This is a genomic window from Alteribacillus sp. HJP-4 (assembly GCF_042139015.1).
Lineage (GTDB): Bacteria > Bacillota > Bacilli > Bacillales > Marinococcaceae > JBHIKY01.
Genome location: NZ_JBHIKY010000002.1, coordinates 25,601 through 45,666 on the forward strand (window position 1 = coordinate 25,601; position 20,066 = coordinate 45,666).

Here is a 20,066-nt window from a genome sequence, read left to right on the forward strand (position 1 = left end):
AACACCTACCAACTAACTGATATCAAAAGATGAAAAGCCGGAATCTACAACGTCATAAGTGATTTCTTCTTTCTCATCATTTCGTAATTCAATTATACAATCAAAATCTTCCAAAGAATATGGAGATTCCCGCACAAATATGTCCGGATGCTCGACTACTTTAACAGCAGGAAGTCTCATAATTTCGTCGACGAGAAGCCGGTGTTTTTCAGAAGCTCTCATCATTGTGACGATTCCATCGATGATATATATATAGCCTTCTTCTCGTTCATCATCAGCGAGCTGGCTTCGAACCGTCTGGCGGAGCAACGTGGAGGAAATAAAACTCCAGTGCTTGTTGGCACAAACGCTCGCCGCCACTAATGATTCTGTTTTTCCCACTCTGGGCATGCCCCTGATACCGACTAAATAATGACGGTCCTTTTTAAACAGCTCTGCCATAAAATCAACGAGAAGACCAAGCTCATCTCGTACAAAGCGGAAGGTCTTCTTGTCGTCTGCATCACGTTCTATGTATCTTCCATGCATCACTGCCAGTCTGTCGCGAAGTCTCGGTTCCCTTAATTTACGAACTGTAATCGTATCCATTGTTTCTAAAATGGAACGAAATCTGGTCACCTGATCGTCATTGCGGCTGCGGATCAGCATTCCTCTGCGTCTATCTTCTACACCGTTAATCGTTACTATATTAATGGAGAGCATACCGAGCAGAGATGAAATATCACCTAGTAAGCCGGGACGATTCTGGTGGATTTCATATTCCAAATACCATTCTTTTTTATCCGGCACTTTCGGATCCCCTCCATAATCTAATGAGATGATAATGTTATTTTACGCTAATTTTTTTGTTTTGAACAGGCTTATTCGAATTTTGCAACAATGGTCCTTTTCATTTCATTCGACTAAATAGAAAAAAGGCTGCAGTGCAAAGATAATCTGCTGCAGCCTTTTTTCTCTTACTTTGATTGGACAAGCTTCACCATCATATTTGCAATTGTATGCTGCTCTTTTTCATCTGCAACCTTCCACAAATCGGCAAGAACTCGTTCTTGTTCATTTTTCGGTTCTACCTGGCCGGATAAATACTCGCCGACCTCATAAGCGATGTCGCTGATGACTTCATTATTCATTCCGTCATGCTTTGCCTGATCGAGTCTCGTGCCGAGAAAATCCTTCCACTGATCCCAATTATCGAGTACAGACATAGAAATCCCTCCTTCTTGTATGTTCAAGATTACTATGCCCAAAAGAAGAATTCCTATGTAAATTTCTTTTCGTTTACCAGCCCCCATCCACCTTAAGAATATGGCCGTGCACGTAGCTTGCCCGCTCAGAAAGTAAAAATTCTACAGAACTGGCTACTTCCTCAGCTTTTCCAATTCTTCCGGCAGAGATATTGTCTTCAAGCTCCCTCAGTTCGGGTTCCGACAAATGAGCAATCATTTTGGACTTGACCACTCCCGGCGCCACCGCATTGATGCGGATCCCTGAGCGGGCGGTCTCCTTGGACAGCGCTTTTACAAAGCCGTTTATTCCACTTTTCACAGTAGAATATACCACTTCCATTGCAGCGCCCTCCTGCCCCCAGATCGATGAAACAAATACAAAGCAGCCTTTCTTTCGATGAATCATGGCGGGAAGCAGCAATTGTGTCAGCTCCATTGCACTTCCTAAATGAAGCTGAATAAGCTCACTCATCTCCTGCTGTGTTATCTCTTGAAATAGTTGATAATGAGCGGTCCCGCAGGCATATACTACCTTATCCACGCGAGGTTCTATTGTCTTAAAAAGCAGGGCCGCACTCTGTGGCTTGGATAAGTCTGCCTGCAGAATGTCGGCTTCAGCTCCGCGTGCTTTACACTCTCTTTTAACTTGCTCTGCCTGTTCTTTAGAAAAGGCATAATGCAGCAGCAGATTCATATCAGGTCCGGCAAGCTCAAGAGCGATCGCACTGCCGATCGCTCCACTTGCTCCTGTAATCAGGATACACTCCCCCATTTTCAGGCCTCTTTTTTAATAACCTGGGAAACGGAACGAGATTTTTCCGAAAAATGGTTTTGCAGCTGTTTGTTGATGTCTTCTACCGTTAAAGATTCAAGGATCGGAATAGTATCAAAAAGATGCACATTATGAAAGGCACAGCTCGTAAATTGATTCGCAATGAATTCAGGGGAATTTAACTGCTTTAAAAAATTTCCGATTTTCTTTTTCCGGACTCGTTCAAAGTTTTCGTCATCCACACCTTTTTCCATTGCGGATGCAAATGCGTCCGTTAATTTTTTTTCAAGCTGATCAGGATCAGGCGTATCTCCCCCTGCGGCTACAAAGGAAAAAGAGCGTTCTACCGATATATCGATGGAAAACGAATCATCGATTAAACCTTCTTCATAAAGCTCTTCATATAAATCTGATCCCGCTCCAAAGAGGGCATCCAGCAGCAGCTGCATTTTAAGTTCATATTCGAGCATCTCTCTGCCATTCAGGTCTGATGCCTTCAATTTAAAACCAACCAGGCATTTAGGAGTATTTACACTCATTTTCACGACCTTCTTAGCCGTAACAACCTCCTCAGGTTCTGTTTGAAGAAAGCGTTTGATATCTTCAGGCTCTTTAAAAGTTTTTTGCTCCTGATTTCTCTTTACAAGATCTATAATATGCTCTGGATCAGCGTCTCCAGTCACAAAGAAAATCATATTGGAGGGATGATAAAAGGTGTTGTAGCACTCATATAAGTCATCTTTTGTTATTTCGTAAATAGAGTCAGCTGTACCGGCAATATCTATTTTCACCGGGTGGTTTGCATACATGCTGCCGAGCAGATTAAAAAAAAGCTGCCAGTCCGGATTATCATCATACATGCTGATCTCCTGTTCGATAATCCCTTTTTCCTTTTCAACACTTTCCGCCGTAAAATAAGGATGCTGCACAAAATCAAGCAGGGTCGTAATATTTTCATCCGTATTCGATGTACTTGAAAATAAATATGCCGTTTTTGTAAAGCTCGTAAAAGCATTTGCTGCTGCACCTTGTTCACCGAAGGTTTGAAAGACATCACCTTTTTCATCCTCGAACATTTTATGCTCGAGAAAATGAGCAATACCATCCGGTACTTTGACCTCTTCATTTTTTCCTATCGGAGTAAAATGATTATCGATCGAACCATAATTTGTCGTAAAGCTGGCAAAAGTTTTATGAAATCCGGCCTTGGGGATAACGTAAACTTGGAGGCCGTTTGCGAGCGTTTCTTTATAAAGCTTCTCTTCAAGCTGGTCAAATATTTTTTCTTCCATTTTAATTTCTTTCCTCCTTGCCGCACAAAAAGTAGATCGTATCGAGATTCAGCTCTTCGGCACATGAAATTATATCTTCTTTTTTTACCTCATCAATCTGCTGTATCCATTCAGCAAGCGGTCTGTTTTTTCTGGACACTACTCCCTGATAAGACAGCTCCACCATTCCTCTTGCTGAGTCTGCTGTTTCTAACAGCTGGTTTTTCAGCATCCTTTTTGTCTGCTCTACTTCTTCCTCCGTAAATTCACCTTTTCTCATATCCTCGAGCTGTTCTTTAATAATGGTGACTGCCCTGTCGTATTTGCCTGCCTCTATCCCTGACATAACAAAAACGAGTCCTTTTTGACTCTCATATCGGGAGGCTGCATAGTAAGCGAGACTCTCTTTTTCACGGACGTTAATAAAAAGCTTGGAATGCGGGAAACCACCGAATAAACCGTTCATTACCTGCATGGCGGGAAACTTTTCATTTTCGAAGGTCACCGGTGTCCGGTAGCCGATGTGCAGCTTGCCCTGCTGAACATCATCGGTTTCGGTTACATGATTTTCCCCGGTCTGGACCTTGTCATTAACGGTCTCTGGAGGAGTATCAGCTGCGGAAGACTTTACTTGAAACAGATCAGCCTGCTTTCTCACCTGTTCCTCTGTAATGTCTCCAACAATATATAAGCGGATGTCATCATCGGCAAGCATTTGTTGATATTCCTGATAAAGATCAGCCGTGCTTAACGCTTTAACTTCTTCGGTTTTTCCATAAGGGTGGACGCCAAATGGCTCTCCCTGGCACATGATCTCAAGCATGCGTACATTGGCATATCTGATTTTGTCATCATAAATAGAACCTATTTTTTGAATAAGATTTCTTTTTTCTTCTTCGACTATTTTTTTTGAAAAAGTATTCTCTTCGATCAGAGGTTTTTCAAGGATGTCTCTTAGAAAAGAAATACTTTTTTCAAATAGTGAAGGGTCCTCCTGCAAATATTTTTCATTGGCTGTTTCCATGCGGAAGCTGATTACGTGGTTCTCTCCTTTTTTTGAGATATCGTTACTGAAAGAGGCGCCGTACAGCTCATCGAGAAACAGTCTAATTTTCTTTCGTGTCGGCAGGCCCGCCGTGCCGCTTTTTAACACATTGGCAAGCAGTGCCCTCGGTGCCGCATTTTCATGGGAAAGCTTAGTTTTTAACTGCAGAACAAGTGTGGTGGTTTTATACTTTTTTGTTGAAATCAAATGGATTGGAAAAGGCAGATCTGTGATTATTTTTTCATTGTGCATTTCATTTCCTCCTTGAACCCTATCGAGACTGAATTTCTTCTTCTGTGCGGCTTACAAGTACTTCACGCGGCTTGCTTCCTTCGTACGGTCCGACAATGCCGCGCATTTCCATTTCGTCAATCAGGCGGGCAGCGCGGGTATAGCCAATTCGAAAGCGGCGCTGCAGCATCGATACAGATGCACTTTGCATTTGTAAAATCAGGGCGACTGCTTCATCATATAATTCGTCGCTGACTTCTGCTTTAACCTCAGGCTTGTCATCTGGAATCATTTCTTCCTGGTAAGAGGCTTTCTGCTGGGAGATTACTGCATCGACGATTGCTTCAACTTCATGATCTGATACGAATGCTCCCTGAACTCTTGTAGCTTTGTTTGCTCCGACGGGCTGAAACAGCATATCACCTTTCCCCAATAATTTTTCTGCACCGGACGAATCCAGGATCGTTCTTGAGTCAATTTGGCTGGAAACCCCAAAGGCAATCCGCGAAGGAATGTTTGCTTTAATGACCCCGGTGATGACATCAACTGAAGGACGCTGTGTCGCAATAATCATGTGAATGCCTGCAGCTCTTGCCATTTGAGCAAGTCTTGTGATTGCATCTTCCACATCACTGGAGGCTACCATCATTAAATCAGCCAGCTCATCAACTATAACGACAATGTAAGGAAGCTCCGGCTGCTTTTCTCCCTTTTCATTATTCTGTCTTTTTATGAAATCATTATAACCTCCAATATTTCTTGTACCACTGTGTGAAAAAAGATCATAACGTCTTTCCATCTCAGCAACGACTTTTTTTAAAGCCTGTGCTGCCTTTTTTGGTTCTGTTACGACTGGAGCCAGCAGATGCGGGACTCCGTTATACACATTTAGTTCAACCATTTTCGGATCAATCATCATCAGCTTCACTTCATGGGGCCTGGCCTTCATTAATATGCTGGAAATGATGCCGTTAATACATACACTTTTTCCGCTCCCTGTAGCACCTGCCACAAGCAGGTGCGGCATTTTATCAAGTGAGGCGAGAACCGGTTCACCTGAAATATCCCGGCCGAGACCAACAGAAAGTACATGATCTTTCTTTTTGAATCCCGCTTCAAGTACTTCCCGCAGGGTCACCATCGCCACTTCCTGGTTCGGGACCTCTATTCCAATCGCTGATTTTCCGGGAATCGGGGCTTCCATGCGAATATCCTTCGCAGCTAATGCAAGTGCCAGATCGTCCGCCAGATTGACTATTTTACTCACTTTCACACCGGTATCGGGCTGTACTTCATATTTTGTCACGGCAGGTCCAAGATGAACTTCATTAACTCTGGCTTTTACTCCAAAGCTTTCCAATGTTTTTTCTAATTTTCGTGCATTTGAAGATATTAGTCCGCGTTCATGCTTTTGAGAGTTATGCTTTGGAGAACCTAATAAATCAGGAGATGGAAGGACATAATCTTTATTCTCAGTTTCTCCTGTGATAAGCGGTTCTGCTTCGAGCTTCGGTTCATTATTTGGTGACTCTTTACGTCTGGGTTCCGCCTTTGTGGGAACGATATCCGGACTTTTATTCGAATTATCAGCTCCCGGCGTATCGACTGGATAAGCATGCTCAGCAAAATTATAAATAACCGGCTCTTGTTCATCAATTTCCTGTTCATGTGCTGCAGTCTGTGACTGCTCTTTGGTGCGTGTATTTTTTTCTTTAGGGTCTGTTTTCTTACGGACTGTTTTCGCTGCTGCATCAGACCATTTCTGCCTTCCGGCGGCAAAGCTTTTTTTCAATCCCGGACCTATTTTTTTCATAAGATAGTCGCTTACATCTTTAATGGAGAGTCCCGTAATTAAAAGGAATGACAATATAAAAAACAACATTGCGATAATCCTCGTGCCGCCGCTCCCAAACAGAAAGTGGGTCGTTACAAAAAGCACAGCACCTGCCATACCGCCTCCCAGCTCACCTGCTGTACTGAGTCCGACCGCATCTATCCAAAACAGTTCCCAGGTAGTTATTATTGCAGAGGACTCCTGAAATGCTCCTGCTCTTCCCATACCTTCTATAAGCTCAAGGTGACTGAGCAGCAATATCGTAATTACAGTAAGAAATAATCCGCCCCAGCGCTTTCCTTTAAATACCGGGAGCTTTCGTTTAGCAATCATATATAAGGCGGAGCCCATAACAAATATGTTTAAAAGAGGATGCCAGTCCCCCACAAAAAAACGAAAAAATTGCACGAAAATATTTCCGGCAGCCCCAAAATGAAAAAGCGCCAGCAGGCCGAACGTAAGCAGAAGTAATCCACAAAGCTCAAATTTCATCTGCGTTTTCCACTGTTTATTGGTACGTTTTTTCCGCTTTGTGCTCTTAGCCATTCCATCACCTCATTCATCCCATTACTTTATGTAAACAACGAATGCAGCGCAAAAGGATAAATGCGCTGCTACGTCTTTAACTATTATTTATGGCTGGAAATTATCCTTCATACCTAACAATTACCTGTTTCTATATTATTATAGCATATCTTTCCTGTTTCCCGGCAGACGATTTAAATATCTATCTTTTTTCCCAGACCGATCCCGGCTGATACTCCGGCTTCAAATAATCATTAGGATTCGTGCTGTTTAAAGAGGCAACAATCCAGCTGCTTTCATGTTTTTCTACAGTGACCATGCCATGAGAAATTTCAACATTTTTTCTGTTTTTCCAGTCCGATTCATCAGCTGGAAATACAGATTCTGCGGCCATCGGTGTGTAAAGAATCATTGAATCATGTCCTCCTCTTTTTTGTGGTTTTCATCGATCCATGTGTTTAACGTTCTTAGTGCAGAGCCGATTCCGCCTACTTCATCAATCAGGCCGTACTCCACCGCATCCGGACCGACGACATTTGTACCGATGTCTCTTGTTAAATTTCCTTTTTCAAACATAAGTTCTTTAAATTTTTCCTCAGAAATATTGGAGTGTTTCGTGACAAACTTAATTACACGCTCCTGCATTTTATCTAGATATTCAAAGGTCTGCGGCACCCCGATGACCAGTCCTGTTAAACGGATTGGATGGATCGTCATGGTAGCTGTTTCAGCGATATAAGATCGATCCGCAGCAACAGATATAGGGACTCCGATGGAATGCCCTCCACCCAGAACGAGTGCAACAGTAGGCTTGCTCATAGTCGCAACCATTTCAGAAATTGCAAGACCCGCTTCGACATCACCTCCGACTGTATTCAAAATAATAAGAAGTCCTTCGATCTTCGGATTTTGTTCAGCCGCCACAAGCTGAGGAATTATATGTTCATATTTAGTAGTTTTGTTTTGAGGCGGCAGCTGCATATGCCCTTCAATCTGTCCGACAATCGTAATGCAGTGAATATTCGAGTTTTCCATTGAGGCAACATTTGTCTGGCCAAGCTCCTGAATTTTATTGACGAGGCTTGATTCTTTATTTTCATCTTTCTCCGTCTCAGGCTTCTGCGGTTCCTCTGGATTTTGATCATTTTGCATAGGTGATGCCTCCTTTTACATATTACATGTAGTATTGCCGAACTCTGCGTGCTCAATACGAAAGGAAAGCGCACTGCCCTGCAGGAGGCTGTGCGCTTAGATCACCTATTTCAAACTTTAACTTCCATAATGATCGGCAAAATCATCGGTCGGCGTTTTGTTTTTTCATATAAATATCTGCTTAATACGTCGCGGATACTGCTTTTCAGCGAGGACCACTCATTGACGTTTTCACTCATGCACTTTTCAAGAGTTGCTGACACTTTTTTGTTTGCTTCTTCAAGTAATTCTTCTGATTCGCGGACATAGACAAAACCTCTTGAAATAATATCAGGTCCTGACACAATCGCACCCGATTTCTTATTCAAGGTTACGACAACCACCAGTATACCATCTTCGGATAGCAGCCGCCGGTCGCGGAGTACAATATTCCCAACATCTCCCACTCCGAGGCCGTCAATAAGCACATTGCCTGAAGCAACCTTGCTCGCGAGCCTTGCTTTGCCATTCGTAAATTCCACGACATCCCCTTTATCCAAAAGAAAAATGTTCTCAGTCTTTACGCCGGTCATTTCAGCAAGATCCCCGTGAGCGCTCTGGACACGGTATTCTCCGTGAATCGGAATAAAATATTTCGGCTTCAACAGGTTCAGCATCAGCAGAAGTTCTTCCTGGCTTGCATGACCGGACGTATGGACCTGATCATTTCCATAGACTACTACAGCACCTATCTGGTATAAAAAGTCAATTGTGCGTGAAAAAGACTTTTCATTTCCAGGTGTCGGCGTTGCAGCGATAATAACCATATCTCCATTTTGGATAGAGATCTTAGGATGTGCACCTTTAGCCATTCTCGTTAGAACAGATACCGGTTCTCCCTGGCTGCCAGTACAAAGAATTGCAACCTTATCCTTGTCCAGGCGGTTGACCTGATCCTCATCAATAAAAAGATCCTCCGGATAGGAAAGGTAACCGAGATTTCGGGAAATTTCTATGATTTTACTCATACTGTGCCCCGCGACAGCAATTTTTCTATGCTGACTGATTGCAGCATCTATAACCTGCTGAATACGATGGATATTCGATGCAAAGGTCGTTACTATGACACGTCCATCCGCTTCTTCAAACACATCCAGAATTCCCTGGCCTGGTTTAGTATCAGAAGGGGTTGTACCGGGCCGCTCTGCATTAGTGCTGTCTGATAATAAGCACAGTACTCCTTTTTTTCCCAGGGCAGCCAGTTTATCGATGTCTGCAAACTGACCATCCGCAGGTTTTTGATCGAATTTGAAGTCTCCTGTATTAATAATCGTTCCTTTCGGAGTATGCACTGCAACGCCTACCGAATCAGGTATGCTGTGATTTACCCGGAAAAAAGTAACCGGAATCTGTCCGATCTTTATGCTGCTGTTATTGTCTATTAAGCGGAGATCAGACTTTTTCCTTACACCGTTTTCCTTTAAATGATCCTCTACAATTCCAAGTGTCAATTTCGTTCCGTACACCGGAACATTAATTTTTCTTAGAATGTAGGGTAGCGCACCGATATGGTCTTCATGACCGTGGGTAAGAATGATGCCTTTTACCTTGCTTTTGTTCTGAGTTAAATAAGAAATATCCGGGATAACTATATCTACACCGAGCATATCATCCTCGGGAAACATTAAACCTGCATCAATGATGACTATATCTTCGTCTGTTTCTACTACATACATGTTTTTGCCGATCTCTCCAAGTCCGCCCAGTGCAAAAACACGAATATTATCTAATACTTGCTTTGACACGTAATTTCCTCCTAATAAATATAACGTATTTTCTGTTTAATGACTTTTTTCATTTTGGATGAACGAAGGGAAATAAACGCGCTGTCCTATATGTAAAATGGGCACGCGCGCAGTACGAAACAATCGCACATCTGCTCATGTATCTGCTGCTGCCGACACAACAGACCAATAGGTAAATGAACAAACGCACGAATAGACAGTGCTTTCTTCAATGATATGCCATAGCTTCACGAACAGGCATTGTGATGATGTCTGTTCATGTATTTCGTTTTTCCCGCACAGATCACTTGTATGTAGTATAACTTAAAATGGAAAGAGAATACAAGCCTGCCTGCTGCCAGCATAATATTAGAAACCACGCTCTAAAAATCATGTGTTGGGGATACTGTCCAACAAAAGAAAAGCCCGGCTTATGCCAGGCTGAACCATTGGTCTAATTGTTTTATTTCCGAATCGTTTAATGGCAGCAGAGGCAGTCTTGTATACCGTTTCATGATGCCGATCTGCTCAAGCATAGCTTTCACCGGAGCCGGGTTCGGCGCAAGAAAACATGCTTTCATTTTAGGAAGCAGCTTGCGGTGCAGGGCTGCGGCATGAGCTGTATCCCCCGTGACAAAATGATGAATCATCTCTTTAATATCAGCACCGGCAATATGAGCCGCCACCGAGACCACCCCATTGCCTCCAACGGATAATATCGGTATCGTCATCGAATCATCCCCGCTGTAAACATAAAAATCAGCTGGGGCAGAGTCTACGATAAGTGAGATTTGATCAAGGTTTCCGCTTGCCTCCTTCACGGAGGTAATATTGTCTATGTCTTTTGCCATTCTGATCATGGTTTCTGCCTGCAGATTAATAATACAACGGCCGGGAATATTGTAAACCATGACAGGGAGGGTCACAGAAGATGCGATTGTTTTAAAATGATAATACATTCCTTCCTGATTCGGCTTGTTGTAATACGGAGTGACAGCCATAATGCCATCGACTCCAGCTGCAGCTGCTTTTTCAGTTAATTCAGCAGAATAAGCGGTATCATTGGTGCCGGTTCCTGCAATGACAGAAACGCGTGTTCCTGCAATTTCCTTTACTCTTTTAAAAAGCATTAATTTTTCATCAGTTTTTAATGTCGGTGATTCTCCCGTGGTTCCGGCTACGACGAGACCATCTGAACCATTTTGAATTAAATGCTCTGTCAATGATTCAAGTGCTGTCCAGTCTAAATTTCCGTTTTTATCAAAAGGCGTCACCATTGCTGTTAACAATTGGCCGTAATCCAAGCTCGTTCCGCCCCTTTCATTTACTTTTTCATGATGTTTTGCGAGAAAAGCGCCATCTCTTCCAGCCAGAGAGCTGCTTTTCTTTTTATTTTTGTACAGACCGGCTGCTTAACTCAAACATACGATGAAGCGCGGAAACGGCTTTTTTCAGGTCCTCGCCTTTAACAAGCACCCAGATGGTTGTATGGGAATCAGCCGATTGCAAAATTTGAATATTTTCGGCAGCAAGAGCTGCCACAATACTGGATGCTACCCCCGGGACTCCAGTCATTCCTGCGCCTACGGCAGATACTTTGGCACAGTCCTTTACTGCTTCCGGAGAATAGCCTTTCTTTTCTAAAATAGAGACCGCTTTGTCTGCCAGCTCATTCGGTACTGTGTAAATGACGGCATAAGGCTGAATGTTAATAAAGTCTACAGAAATATTTGCTTTTGCCATTTCTTTAAACACATTTGCCTGAAGGTTCAAATAATCTTTGTCTTTAACCGTAATCTGAGTCAGGCCTGCCATGTGGGCTATTCCAGTAATTGGACGGTCGGCAAGATCAGCGCCGACTGCACCGCCTGTCACTGAAGTAATTAGGGTGCCAGGGGTCTCCATCATGGTGGAGCGGATTCGAATTGGAATTTTCGCCTGCATCGCAATCTCCACTGCTCTCGGATGGATCACTTTTGCTCCCTGATAGGCTAAATTACAAATTTCCTGATAAGTGACCGAATCAATGATTGCAGCATCCTCGACCATTCGCGGGTCAGCTGTCATGACTCCTTCAACATCTGTAAAAATATCCACCCATTCTGCCTGCAGAGCTGCACCGAGTGCAGTAGCAGACGTATCACTGCCGCCCCGTCCAAGAGTCGTAATTTCCCGGTCGGTTGATTCTCCCTGAAAACCAGCTACGACGATTACATCTACCTCTTTTAATTTATCAATTAGTGCCTCACAGTGCATTTCAGTTATCCTCGCATCTCCGTGGTCGCTGTTCGTACGAAAGCCTGCCTGAGGACCTGTCATAGCCGCAGCACGAATCCCTTTTGACAAAAGCAGCTCTGTAAAAATTACTGAAGAAATTACCTCCCCGCAGGAAATCAGCAGATCCTTCTCGCGGTGGCCAATATAAGATCTATCTTTATTGACGAGACTGAGAAGCGTATCTGTCGCATAAGGATCACCTTCCCGGCCTATTGCCGACACGACCACTACCACCTTGCAGCCATCCTGCTGAGCTTTTATCACATGGGATGCCGCATGCTCTCTCATCTCGCTGCTTTTGACAGAAGTTCCCCCGAATTTTTGAATAATAACGTTCATCCGAGCACCTCTCTTATCCTTTTAACATCCCTAGTTTTATGAGGCTTTCTGCAATTTGTACGGAGTTATATGCCGCACCTTTTAACAGGTTATCAGACACCACCCAAAAATGGTAAGCATTTTCCCGGTCAAGGTCACGCCGTATTCTCCCTACAAATACATCTGGAAGGCCGACACTGTCGAGTGCCATCGGGTACTCCTGCTCGGACGGGTTATCTTTTAAAGTTAGTCCGTCTCCGCTTTCAAGAAGCTGCTTTAAATCCTCAACGCCGGGATTTCCATTTTCCACTTCAATATAAACGGATTCAGAGTGTCCGGTTTCTACTGGCAGACGTACACACGTCGCAGCTACTTCTAATTTGTCTTGATGCAGAATTTTCTTTGTTTCGTTTATCATTTTCATTTCTTCAAACGTATAGCCGTTTTCCTGGAACTTGTCAATTTGAGGTATAGCATTAAAAGCGATTGGAAAATGCTTTTTGTCTCCGCCGACCGGAAGAATTTCCGGGCTCACTTCTTTCCCATCAAGCATGTCTCTAGACTGCTCCTTCATTTCTTCCACAGCAGCCCAGCCTGCACCGGAGACAGCCTGATACGTAGATACAATAACTTTGTTTAAACCGTACTTTTTCCGGATCGGTTCAAGGGCAACCACCATCTGAATGGTTGAACAATTTGGATTGGCAATAATTCCGTTATGCTCTTTAATATCTGCTTCGTTCACTTCAGGAACGACAAGCGGTACATTTTCATCCATACGAAATGCGCTTGTGTTATCCACAACAACAGCCCCGCGCTTTACTGCTTCCGGAGCAAGCTGCTTGGAAATAGAACCACCTGCAGAAAATAAAGCGATTTGTACATTTTCAAATGAATCCGGACCAGCTTCTTCCACTGTATATTCTGTGCCTTTAAACGTCACTTTTTTTCCTGCGGAACGCTTAGAGGACAATAATTTCAAGTCTTTTATTGGAAAATCCTTCTGCTCCAGCGTCGCGAGCATCTGCTGTCCGACAGCTCCTGTGGCTCCCAGAACCGCTACTGTATATCCTGTTTCATTAGCCATGATGATTTCTCCCTTCTTCCAATGCATACATTTTTTGATCGTTTATTGCATCTATTTTAACATAAAGGAAAGAAGCGATGGTGGCAAGATGGGTAAGCCTTTAATCTTTGAATTTTTCTACGATAACCGGCTGATATTGGCGGCCAGCCATTGCTTCTTCAAGTGTCGCCGGAATTGCTTCCATTCTTGCAACCAGTGAGGTAGGTTTTTTGACAGGATCATCCTGACCGAAGGGTACAAAATAAATATTTTTTGCATTCATAAGCTTCATTATATTCATCCCATTTAACCCTAGTGCATCATTTGTTGAAATAGCTAAAACAAGCGGAGAGCCGTTTCGAAGCGTCGCCTTCGCTCCCATCAGTACTGGTGAATCGGTGATAGCATTTGCCAGTCTGCTTATCGAATTACCTGTTAACGGTGCAAGCACCATAGCATCGAGAGGAATTCTGGGACCAAAAGGTTCTGCTTTGACAATGGAGTCTATTACGTCATCTTTTCCTGTTGCTTCTTTAATTTTCAAAAGCCATTTTTCCGACGCCCCGAATTTAGTATCTGTCGTTAATACCGTTTTTGTGATAAACGGATAAACATCTGCTCCTTTGTCGCGCAATGCTTTCATATAAGGTATTGCTTCTTCAAGTGTACAATGTGATCCGGTCACACCGAATCCAATTTTTTTATTTTGGAAAGGCATCCTATGCCTCCTTTCAGCTGCACGTTTCATGCAGCAGCTGGATAATCACTTTTGCGAGTATGGTTCCTGCTGTTTTTGGTGCTACAGCACCCGGAAGACCAGGGGCGGCCACGGCTTTTATACCCCGTTTCTTTGCAAAATCAAAGTCAGTTCCTCCCGGGCTCGAAGCAATGTCTATAATAAATGCACGAGCTGGAAACTGCTTTAATATATCTTCAGTTAATACTGGCGCTGGTATTGTATTGATACAGATGTCTGCTTTGGCTGCTTCTGCCTTTAACTCGCGGAGATCAAAAGATTCCAGCCCCATCGCGGCAGCTCTCGCTTTTTCTTCAGGATGTATCGTTCCTACTTTTGCATATGCACCTATGTTCGAAAACGTGCCCGCAATCGTCTGACCGGTACGTCCGAGACCGAGTATGAGAGTAACCGAGTGATGAATGGTAATATCTGTTTCCTGCATGGCGATCAAAAGTGTGCCTTCTGCGGTAGGAATAGAGTTATAAATCGCTACATCGTCTCTTTCCATTAAAATGACTGCTTCACGACCAATTTCCGTAAGAACGGAGTTTAAAGCAGGCGTGTTAATACCGCTCATAATCAAACAATCTTTTTTGAGCTGATGTAGCCAATTAATATCAAGCTTGATATCTTCAGCAGCAAAGCACGCTTCAACTATATTTTCTTTTTTTAATCCACTGACTGGGAGCAGTACTGTGTCAATATCTGCCCAGGGCACATCACCGTTACCACTTGCTTTTTTGATTCCAGCAGCATTTCTGTTCCATAAAGGAAACCCGATGATATACGTTTCTGTATTATCTGCAGCCAGTAATTGTGCTATTTCAATCTGTCTCGCATCTCCTCCAATAATGACAGCTTTTTTTTGCCTGCCCATTCGCTATCCACTCCCTTTTCTCGAATCCCCTTTACTACTCTATGAGAGGAGAGGCAGTAAGTGAAAAGCACATGCCTATTAAACAAAGAAAAAAGAGGCAGACTCAAAAGTTGAACTTTTGAGTCTGCCTCTTTTTATCATTACAGCTACTTCATTATATCCCCGCGACTTTATGGGTGATCAATTATGATATAATCCTCTCCAACACGGCGAATATCACTCCATGGAATCGTCCATTCCTTTGCTTGTTTTTTTCGAAAAGGAACTGCTGCGGCTGGAAAAATAAACGCTTCGATTTTCCCAGATGTTTCATCAAAGACAAGATCAGCTGTCCCGGGGCTACCCAGTCTTTCCCCTAAACGAACATCAAGTACTTCTTTTCTGCTGATTTCACTTAGCCGCATATTTTTCCTCCTTCATATTCGAAATTAAAGTGCTTTCGGAAATTTTCCATCCTTGCTGATCAGTGACACAGCATATTGCTTTTGAAAAACTTTGTTGGCGGTTCTTTGAATATCAGCAGGCTGCACCGCTTCGATTCTCTCAATCACTTCATCAAGTGTACGATGGTACCCTAACATCATTTCATTCTTTCCGTTCCGGCTCATGCGGCTGCTCGTGCTTTCGAGACTGAGCATTAAGTTACCTTTTAACTGTTCCTTTCCGTTCACCAATTCCTTTTCTTTTAATCCATTATTAGTAAGATCATGTACACTATCCATCGTAGCTTCATAGAGTTCGTTTACCTGCTCCGGCGCCGTGCCTCCGTAAATGGTCAGCATCCCACTGTCCTGAAAGGCCGAGTGATAAGAAAAAACCGAATAAGCCAGCCCGCGTTTTTCGCGGATTTCCTGGAACAGCCGACTGCTCATACTGCCTCCAAGTGCATTATTTAATAATATCAGCGAATAAATATCGTCATCCCCAATTGCCAGACCCGGGAAACCAAGGCACATATGCGCCTGCTCTGTTTCTTTTTTCTTTGCCATTCTTCCTGGTGAAAAGGAGGGAACGGTAATTTTTTGCTTCTCATGGCTTTTCTTTAAGCCACCGAAGCGCTCTGTAATCTGCCCAAGTAACGAATCCGAAATATTGCCTGCAAGAGAAATGACAACATTTCCGGCAGTATAAAAACGGCTCATATATGCTTCCAGGGAGGATTTTGTAAACGTGCCGACCGTTTCAGTGGTTCCTAATATCGGTAATCCGAGTGGGTGTTTTTTGTAGGCTGCTTCCCCCAGCATGTCATGAACAATGTCATCCGGTGTGTCATCCACCATTTTAATTTCTTCAAAAATAACATTTCGTTCTTTTTCCAATTCATCTTCTTGAAAAGTCGATTCAAAAAACATGTCAGATAGGATATCAAGAGCTCTTTCACCATGCTCATCAAGTACTTTTGCATAAAAACATGTATATTCCTTGGAGGTGAATGCATTCACCTGGCCTCCTATTTTATCAAAGCTCTCCGCAATATCTGCAGCGGTACGTGTTTTAGTTCCTTTAAAAAACATATGCTCTAAGAAATGCGAAATTCCATTCTCATCATGAGCTTCATTTCTAGAACCAGTTTTCACCCAGATTCCGATCGTGACAGAACGCACAAAAGGTATACTCTCTGTAATAACGCGCAGTCCGTTTGGCAGTGTGGTTTTTTGTAACAATCCGGTACCTCCTTGCATCTGTTATTGTTCGTTGTCCTGTAATACAGGTATTCGTTTTTCGTCTAATAATGTAGAAACGGTATCCAGCGTAATCTGTTTCTTTTTTATTTGATCAATCATAGGTTTGAGGCCGGCTGCAGACGCAGCAGTTGGATGCATGAGGACAAGCGTCCCGTTTTCCGTTTTTGCTGCTGTACGATCTGCCATTTCGATAGGGTCAGGGTTTTTCCAATCGACAGTATCAGCAGTCCATAAAATCGTATTCATATCCATTTCAGCCGCTGTCTTGACAGTTTGATCCGAAAAGCTGCCGGAAGGCGGTGCAAACAGTGATGGCTGAATGGAAAGCACAGCTTCGATTGCCTGATTCGTCTTTTCGAGCTCTGCGTATGTTTCTTCCTCGGTAGAAGTTTTCAAATCGGGATGTGAATAAGCATGGCTTCCGATTTCGTGTCCTTCCTCCACGATCATTTTAGCTAACCTCGGAAACTTTTGCACCCATCTTCCCTCCAGAAAAAAAGTGGCTTTTACATTCTCTTCCTGCAAAGTCTTTAACATAGTCGGGAGATATTCCTCTCCCCACGATACATTTATCATCAAGGAAGCCATTGGTTTGGAAGGATTTCCTTTATAAATAGGTGCCGGAGGCAGATCGCTTAAGTGAACCTGGGGTGAGATCTCTTCAAAGACTAGATTTTTTTCATCAAATGAGCCATTTTTTTTCATTAATTCGTAGGAAGCTTTTACGTCAACTGTCTGTCCGTTATAACCTGGAATGGCTTTCCACACTTTATCTATGACAGCATCCTGGGGTGCAGCCTGAAATTCTTCTGCTGCCGCTTCAGTCAGTTTATATAATTGATTGTCCTTACTGCTTACTGCAAATGAATCTGCTGTCTCAAATGATGCCTCTTTATGAGTGGTGTAGGGCAGGGTTTCATGTACGATCAATAAAAGTACGACGATAGAAAAAAGCAGTAAGGCAGGCATATGCTTGTTCATGTTGTCCCCCCTCCTGCTTCAGTGTATGAAACCAGGCAGGGGAGCTAGAACGAAAATTTGTTTATCCCTATGTAAGACGCTTTTAAAGCGCCGAATAAAAAGAACTTGGCATGATGCCAAGCGTCTTTTTGATTACTTTTGTTTTTGTTCTTTCAATAATACTTTTCTGGAGAGGTTTACTCGGCCCTGATTATCGATTTCAGTTACTTTAACAAGTACCTCATCGCCGATTTTTACAACATCTTCGACTTTGTTTACCCTCTCTTCAGCCAGCTGAGAGATGTGAACAAGTCCGTCTTTTCCTTTAAAGAGTTCAACGAATGCTCCGAATTTCTCTATTCGTTTTACTTTGCCAAGGTACGTTTCGCCTACTTCTACTTCTCTTATAATATCCTCAATAATTTTCTTAGCTTTTACATTTGCTTCTGCATCTGTGGAGGAAATATACACCGTGCCATCCTGTTCGATATCGATTTTCACACCGGTATCTTCAATGATCTGATTAATCGTCTTGCCGCTTGGCCCAATAACATCACGAATTTTATCCGGGTGAATGGACATCGTCGTGATTTTTGGAGCGTAGGCAGACAGTTCTTTTCTTGATTCACTAATGGCAATCAGCATATTATCCAGCACTTTCATGCGGGCGTCTTTTGCCTGAGCGAGAGCATAATCAAGAATTTCACGGTTAATCCCTGACAACTTGATATCCATCTGCAGAGCGGTAACCCCTTTTTCCGTGCCGGCGACTTTAAAGTCCATATCACCGAGAGCGTCTTCCATTCCTTGAATATCTGTCAGAACTGTAACGTCTTCCCCTTCTTTGACGAGCCCCATTGCAATACCTGCAACAGGTGCTTTTATAGGTACACCTGCATCCATCATCGCAAGAGTGCTGGCACAAATACTTGCCTGGGAGGTTGAGCCGTTTGATTCCAGCACCTCTGAAACAAGTCGAATCGTATATGGAAAATCCTTTTCATCGGGAATCACTTGTTCCAGTGCACGTTCCCCAAGAGCTCCATGTCCGATTTCACGGCGGCCGGGGCCTCTGATAGGTCCTGTTTCGCCAACACTGAACTGTGGAAAGTTATAGTGGTGCATAAATCGCTTTGACTCTTCCATACCAAGACCGTCAATGACCTGCACATCTCCAAGAGCACCTAGAGTACATACGCTCAACGCCTGGGTCTGACCGCGTGTAAACAGGCCCGATCCATGCGTTCTCGGCAGAAGCTTCACTTGAGAGGACAACGGGCGTATTTCTGCAGATGTTCTGCCATCCGGACGAATTTTGTCCTTCGTAATTAGCAGGCGGAATTGTTGTTTAACAAGTTTCGCTAAAATCGTATTCACTTCATCCTGGTCTTCTTCGTCAAACTGGTCCGCTATTTCTGCCTTAACAGCTTCAATTGCCTCTTCACGCTCCTGCTTTTCATTAACCATTACTGCACTCTTCAGTTTGTCTTCTCCAAGCTCGCGGACACGGCTTTCGATTTGGGCATCCGCTTCAAGCAGCTCCGGTACAAACTTTTCTTTTCCTACTTTTTGAATAATGTCTTCCTGAAAAGCAACAAGACGTTTGATTTCTTCATGGCCAAACATGATCGCTTCGAGCATCGTTTCTTCCGACACTTCCCTGGCTCCTGCCTCCACCATGTTGACCGCTTCTTTCGTACCTGCCACAGTCAGTTCAATATCGCTGCTGTCCATTTGCTCAGATGTTGGGTTGATGACAAATTCACCATCTATACGGCCGACATTAACACCGGCTGCCGGACCATCAAACGGGATGTCCGAAACGGATAGAGCAAGTGAAGAGCCGAGCATCGCAGCCATTTCAGATGAACAATTTTGATCAACACTCATTACAATACTGATTACCTGTACATCATTGCGGAAACCTTCCGGGAAAAGCGGCCGTACCGGCCGATCAATTAAACGGCTTGTCAATACCGCGGTTTCACTGGGGCGGCCTTCTCGTTTAATAAACCCGCCTGGAATTTTACCAGCTGCATAAAGACGTTCTTCATAATTTACGGTTAATGGGAAAAAGGGCAGGTCTTTTGGCGTTTTTGAAGCTGTTGCCGTGCTTAATACAACTGTGTCGCCGTATCTGACAAGGACTGCACCATTAGCCTGTTTGGCAAGCTGGCCGGTTTCTACCGTAAGTTCTCTTCCGGCCCAGTCAAAAGTGAATGTTTGTGGTGTTTGTTCCATTTCCAAAGGATCTTCCTCCTGTATAGTTTATTCGAATGTATAGTTTCCAGCAGAACTTCCTCTTCTATTCTACATTTGTATAAA

General features: G+C 43.4%; 18 protein-coding genes. All 18 read right to left on the reverse strand.

The genetic code is table 11. The annotated features are described in order from the left end of the window. Window positions 1–12: 12 nt before the first annotated feature. Window positions 13–789: a DUF3388 domain-containing protein gene (locus ACE4RR_RS01580; RefSeq protein ID WP_375533639.1), complete on the reverse strand. Its 777-nt coding sequence runs from the start codon at window positions 787–789 to the stop codon at window positions 13–15. A 167-nt stretch (window positions 790–956) separates the two neighbouring features. Continuing rightward, window positions 957–1,205: a DUF3243 domain-containing protein gene (locus ACE4RR_RS01585; protein WP_375533640.1), complete on the reverse strand. Its 249-nt coding sequence runs from the start codon at window positions 1,203–1,205 to the stop codon at window positions 957–959. Window positions 1,206–1,278: 73 nt separating this feature from the next. After that, entirely contained in the window at window positions 1,279–1,998 is a 720-nt protein-coding gene (gene ymfI, locus ACE4RR_RS01590; RefSeq protein WP_375533641.1) for an elongation factor P 5-aminopentanone reductase, read from the reverse strand. A 2-nt stretch (window positions 1,999–2,000) separates the two neighbouring features. After that, window positions 2,001–3,290 (reverse strand): EF-P 5-aminopentanol modification-associated protein YfmH, encoded by a 1,290-nt coding sequence (gene yfmH, locus ACE4RR_RS01595; protein ID WP_375533642.1) that lies wholly within the window; start codon window positions 3,288–3,290, stop codon window positions 2,001–2,003. 1 nt (window position 3,291) lies between these two features. Continuing rightward, the gene (yfmF, locus tag ACE4RR_RS01600; RefSeq protein ID WP_375533643.1) at window positions 3,292–4,566 is read right to left on the reverse strand and encodes an EF-P 5-aminopentanol modification-associated protein YfmF; all 1,275 of its coding nucleotides are present in this window, start codon (window positions 4,564–4,566) and stop codon (window positions 3,292–3,294) included. 19 nt (window positions 4,567–4,585) lie between these two features. Further along, on the reverse strand, window positions 4,586–6,925 hold the full coding sequence (locus ACE4RR_RS01605; protein WP_375533644.1) for an FtsK/SpoIIIE family DNA translocase: 2,340 nt from the start codon (window positions 6,923–6,925) through the stop codon (window positions 4,586–4,588). A gap of 181 nt (window positions 6,926–7,106) precedes the next feature. Continuing rightward, entirely contained in the window at window positions 7,107–7,316 is a 210-nt protein-coding gene (locus tag ACE4RR_RS01610; RefSeq protein ID WP_375533645.1) for a YlzJ-like family protein, read from the reverse strand. Beyond that, entirely contained in the window at window positions 7,313–8,056 is a 744-nt protein-coding gene (locus tag ACE4RR_RS01615; RefSeq protein ID WP_375533646.1) for a ClpP family protease, read from the reverse strand. The genes ACE4RR_RS01610 and ACE4RR_RS01615 overlap by 4 nt, the downstream gene beginning before the upstream one ends. Before the next feature lie 110 nt (window positions 8,057–8,166). Further along, on the reverse strand, window positions 8,167–9,840 hold the full coding sequence (locus ACE4RR_RS01620) for a ribonuclease J (protein ID WP_375533647.1): 1,674 nt from the start codon (window positions 9,838–9,840) through the stop codon (window positions 8,167–8,169). Between the two features lie 410 nt (window positions 9,841–10,250). After that, entirely contained in the window at window positions 10,251–11,123 is an 873-nt protein-coding gene (gene dapA, locus ACE4RR_RS01625; protein ID WP_375533648.1) for a 4-hydroxy-tetrahydrodipicolinate synthase, read from the reverse strand. 85 nt (window positions 11,124–11,208) lie between these two features. Beyond that, window positions 11,209–12,435 (reverse strand): aspartate kinase, encoded by a 1,227-nt coding sequence (dapG, locus tag ACE4RR_RS01630; protein ID WP_375533649.1) that lies wholly within the window; start codon window positions 12,433–12,435, stop codon window positions 11,209–11,211. A 13-nt stretch (window positions 12,436–12,448) separates the two neighbouring features. Next, window positions 12,449–13,501, reverse strand: a complete 1,053-nt coding sequence (gene asd, locus ACE4RR_RS01635) for an aspartate-semialdehyde dehydrogenase (protein WP_375533650.1) — start codon at window positions 13,499–13,501, stop codon at window positions 12,449–12,451. A 100-nt stretch (window positions 13,502–13,601) separates the two neighbouring features. Then, window positions 13,602–14,198, reverse strand: coding sequence for a dipicolinate synthase subunit B (locus ACE4RR_RS01640; protein WP_375533651.1), 597 nt, complete (start codon window positions 14,196–14,198; stop codon window positions 13,602–13,604). Window positions 14,199–14,211: 13 nt separating this feature from the next. Beyond that, window positions 14,212–15,096, reverse strand: coding sequence for a dipicolinic acid synthetase subunit A (gene dpaA, locus ACE4RR_RS01645; RefSeq protein ID WP_375533652.1), 885 nt, complete (start codon window positions 15,094–15,096; stop codon window positions 14,212–14,214). A gap of 170 nt (window positions 15,097–15,266) precedes the next feature. Further along, entirely contained in the window at window positions 15,267–15,500 is a 234-nt protein-coding gene (locus ACE4RR_RS01650) for a YlmC/YmxH family sporulation protein (protein ID WP_375533653.1), read from the reverse strand. Window positions 15,501–15,524: 24 nt separating this feature from the next. Next, a complete protein-coding gene (locus ACE4RR_RS01655; RefSeq protein WP_375533654.1) occupies window positions 15,525–16,760 on the reverse strand; it encodes a M16 family metallopeptidase in 1,236 nt (411 codons plus the stop codon). Window positions 16,761–16,781: 21 nt separating this feature from the next. Continuing rightward, entirely contained in the window at window positions 16,782–17,762 is a 981-nt protein-coding gene (locus ACE4RR_RS01660) for a polysaccharide deacetylase family protein (protein ID WP_375533655.1), read from the reverse strand. Between the two features lie 132 nt (window positions 17,763–17,894). Continuing rightward, window positions 17,895–19,982 (reverse strand): polyribonucleotide nucleotidyltransferase, encoded by a 2,088-nt coding sequence (locus ACE4RR_RS01665; RefSeq protein WP_375533916.1) that lies wholly within the window; start codon window positions 19,980–19,982, stop codon window positions 17,895–17,897. Window positions 19,983–20,066 lie beyond the last annotated feature (84 nt).

What these genes read in the sequence shown, in the direction of transcription:
- ACE4RR_RS01585 (WP_375533640.1), bottom strand. Translation starts at nt 1,205, where the DNA reads ATGTCTGTACTCGATAATTGGGATCAGTGGAAGGATTTTCTCGGCACG.
- ymfI (WP_375533641.1), bottom strand. Translation starts at nt 1,998, where the DNA reads ATGGGGGAGTGTATCCTGATTACAGGAGCAAGTGGAGCGATCGGCAGT.
- yfmH (WP_375533642.1), bottom strand. Translation starts at nt 3,290, where the DNA reads ATGGAAGAAAAAATATTTGACCAGCTTGAAGAGAAGCTTTATAAAGAA.
- yfmF (WP_375533643.1), bottom strand. Translation starts at nt 4,566, where the DNA reads ATGCACAATGAAAAAATAATCACAGATCTGCCTTTTCCAATCCATTTG.
- ACE4RR_RS01605 (WP_375533644.1), bottom strand. Translation starts at nt 6,925, where the DNA reads ATGGCTAAGAGCACAAAGCGGAAAAAACGTACCAATAAACAGTGGAAA.
- ACE4RR_RS01610 (WP_375533645.1), bottom strand. Translation starts at nt 7,316, where the DNA reads ATGATTCTTTACACACCGATGGCCGCAGAATCTGTATTTCCAGCTGAT.
- ACE4RR_RS01615 (WP_375533646.1), bottom strand. Translation starts at nt 8,056, where the DNA reads ATGCAAAATGATCAAAATCCAGAGGAACCGCAGAAGCCTGAGACGGAG.
- dapG (WP_375533649.1), bottom strand. Translation starts at nt 12,435, where the DNA reads ATGAACGTTATTATTCAAAAATTCGGGGGAACTTCTGTCAAAAGCAGC.
- asd (WP_375533650.1), bottom strand. Translation starts at nt 13,501, where the DNA reads ATGGCTAATGAAACAGGATATACAGTAGCGGTTCTGGGAGCCACAGGA.
- ACE4RR_RS01640 (WP_375533651.1), bottom strand. Translation starts at nt 14,198, where the DNA reads ATGCCTTTCCAAAATAAAAAAATTGGATTCGGTGTGACCGGATCACAT.
- dpaA (WP_375533652.1), bottom strand. Translation starts at nt 15,096, where the DNA reads ATGGGCAGGCAAAAAAAAGCTGTCATTATTGGAGGAGATGCGAGACAG.
- ACE4RR_RS01650 (WP_375533653.1), bottom strand. Translation starts at nt 15,500, where the DNA reads ATGCGGCTAAGTGAAATCAGCAGAAAAGAAGTACTTGATGTTCGTTTA.
- ACE4RR_RS01660 (WP_375533655.1), bottom strand. Translation starts at nt 17,762, where the DNA reads ATGAACAAGCATATGCCTGCCTTACTGCTTTTTTCTATCGTCGTACTT.
- ACE4RR_RS01665 (WP_375533916.1), bottom strand. Translation starts at nt 19,982, where the DNA reads ATGGAACAAACACCACAAACATTCACTTTTGACTGGGCCGGAAGAGAA.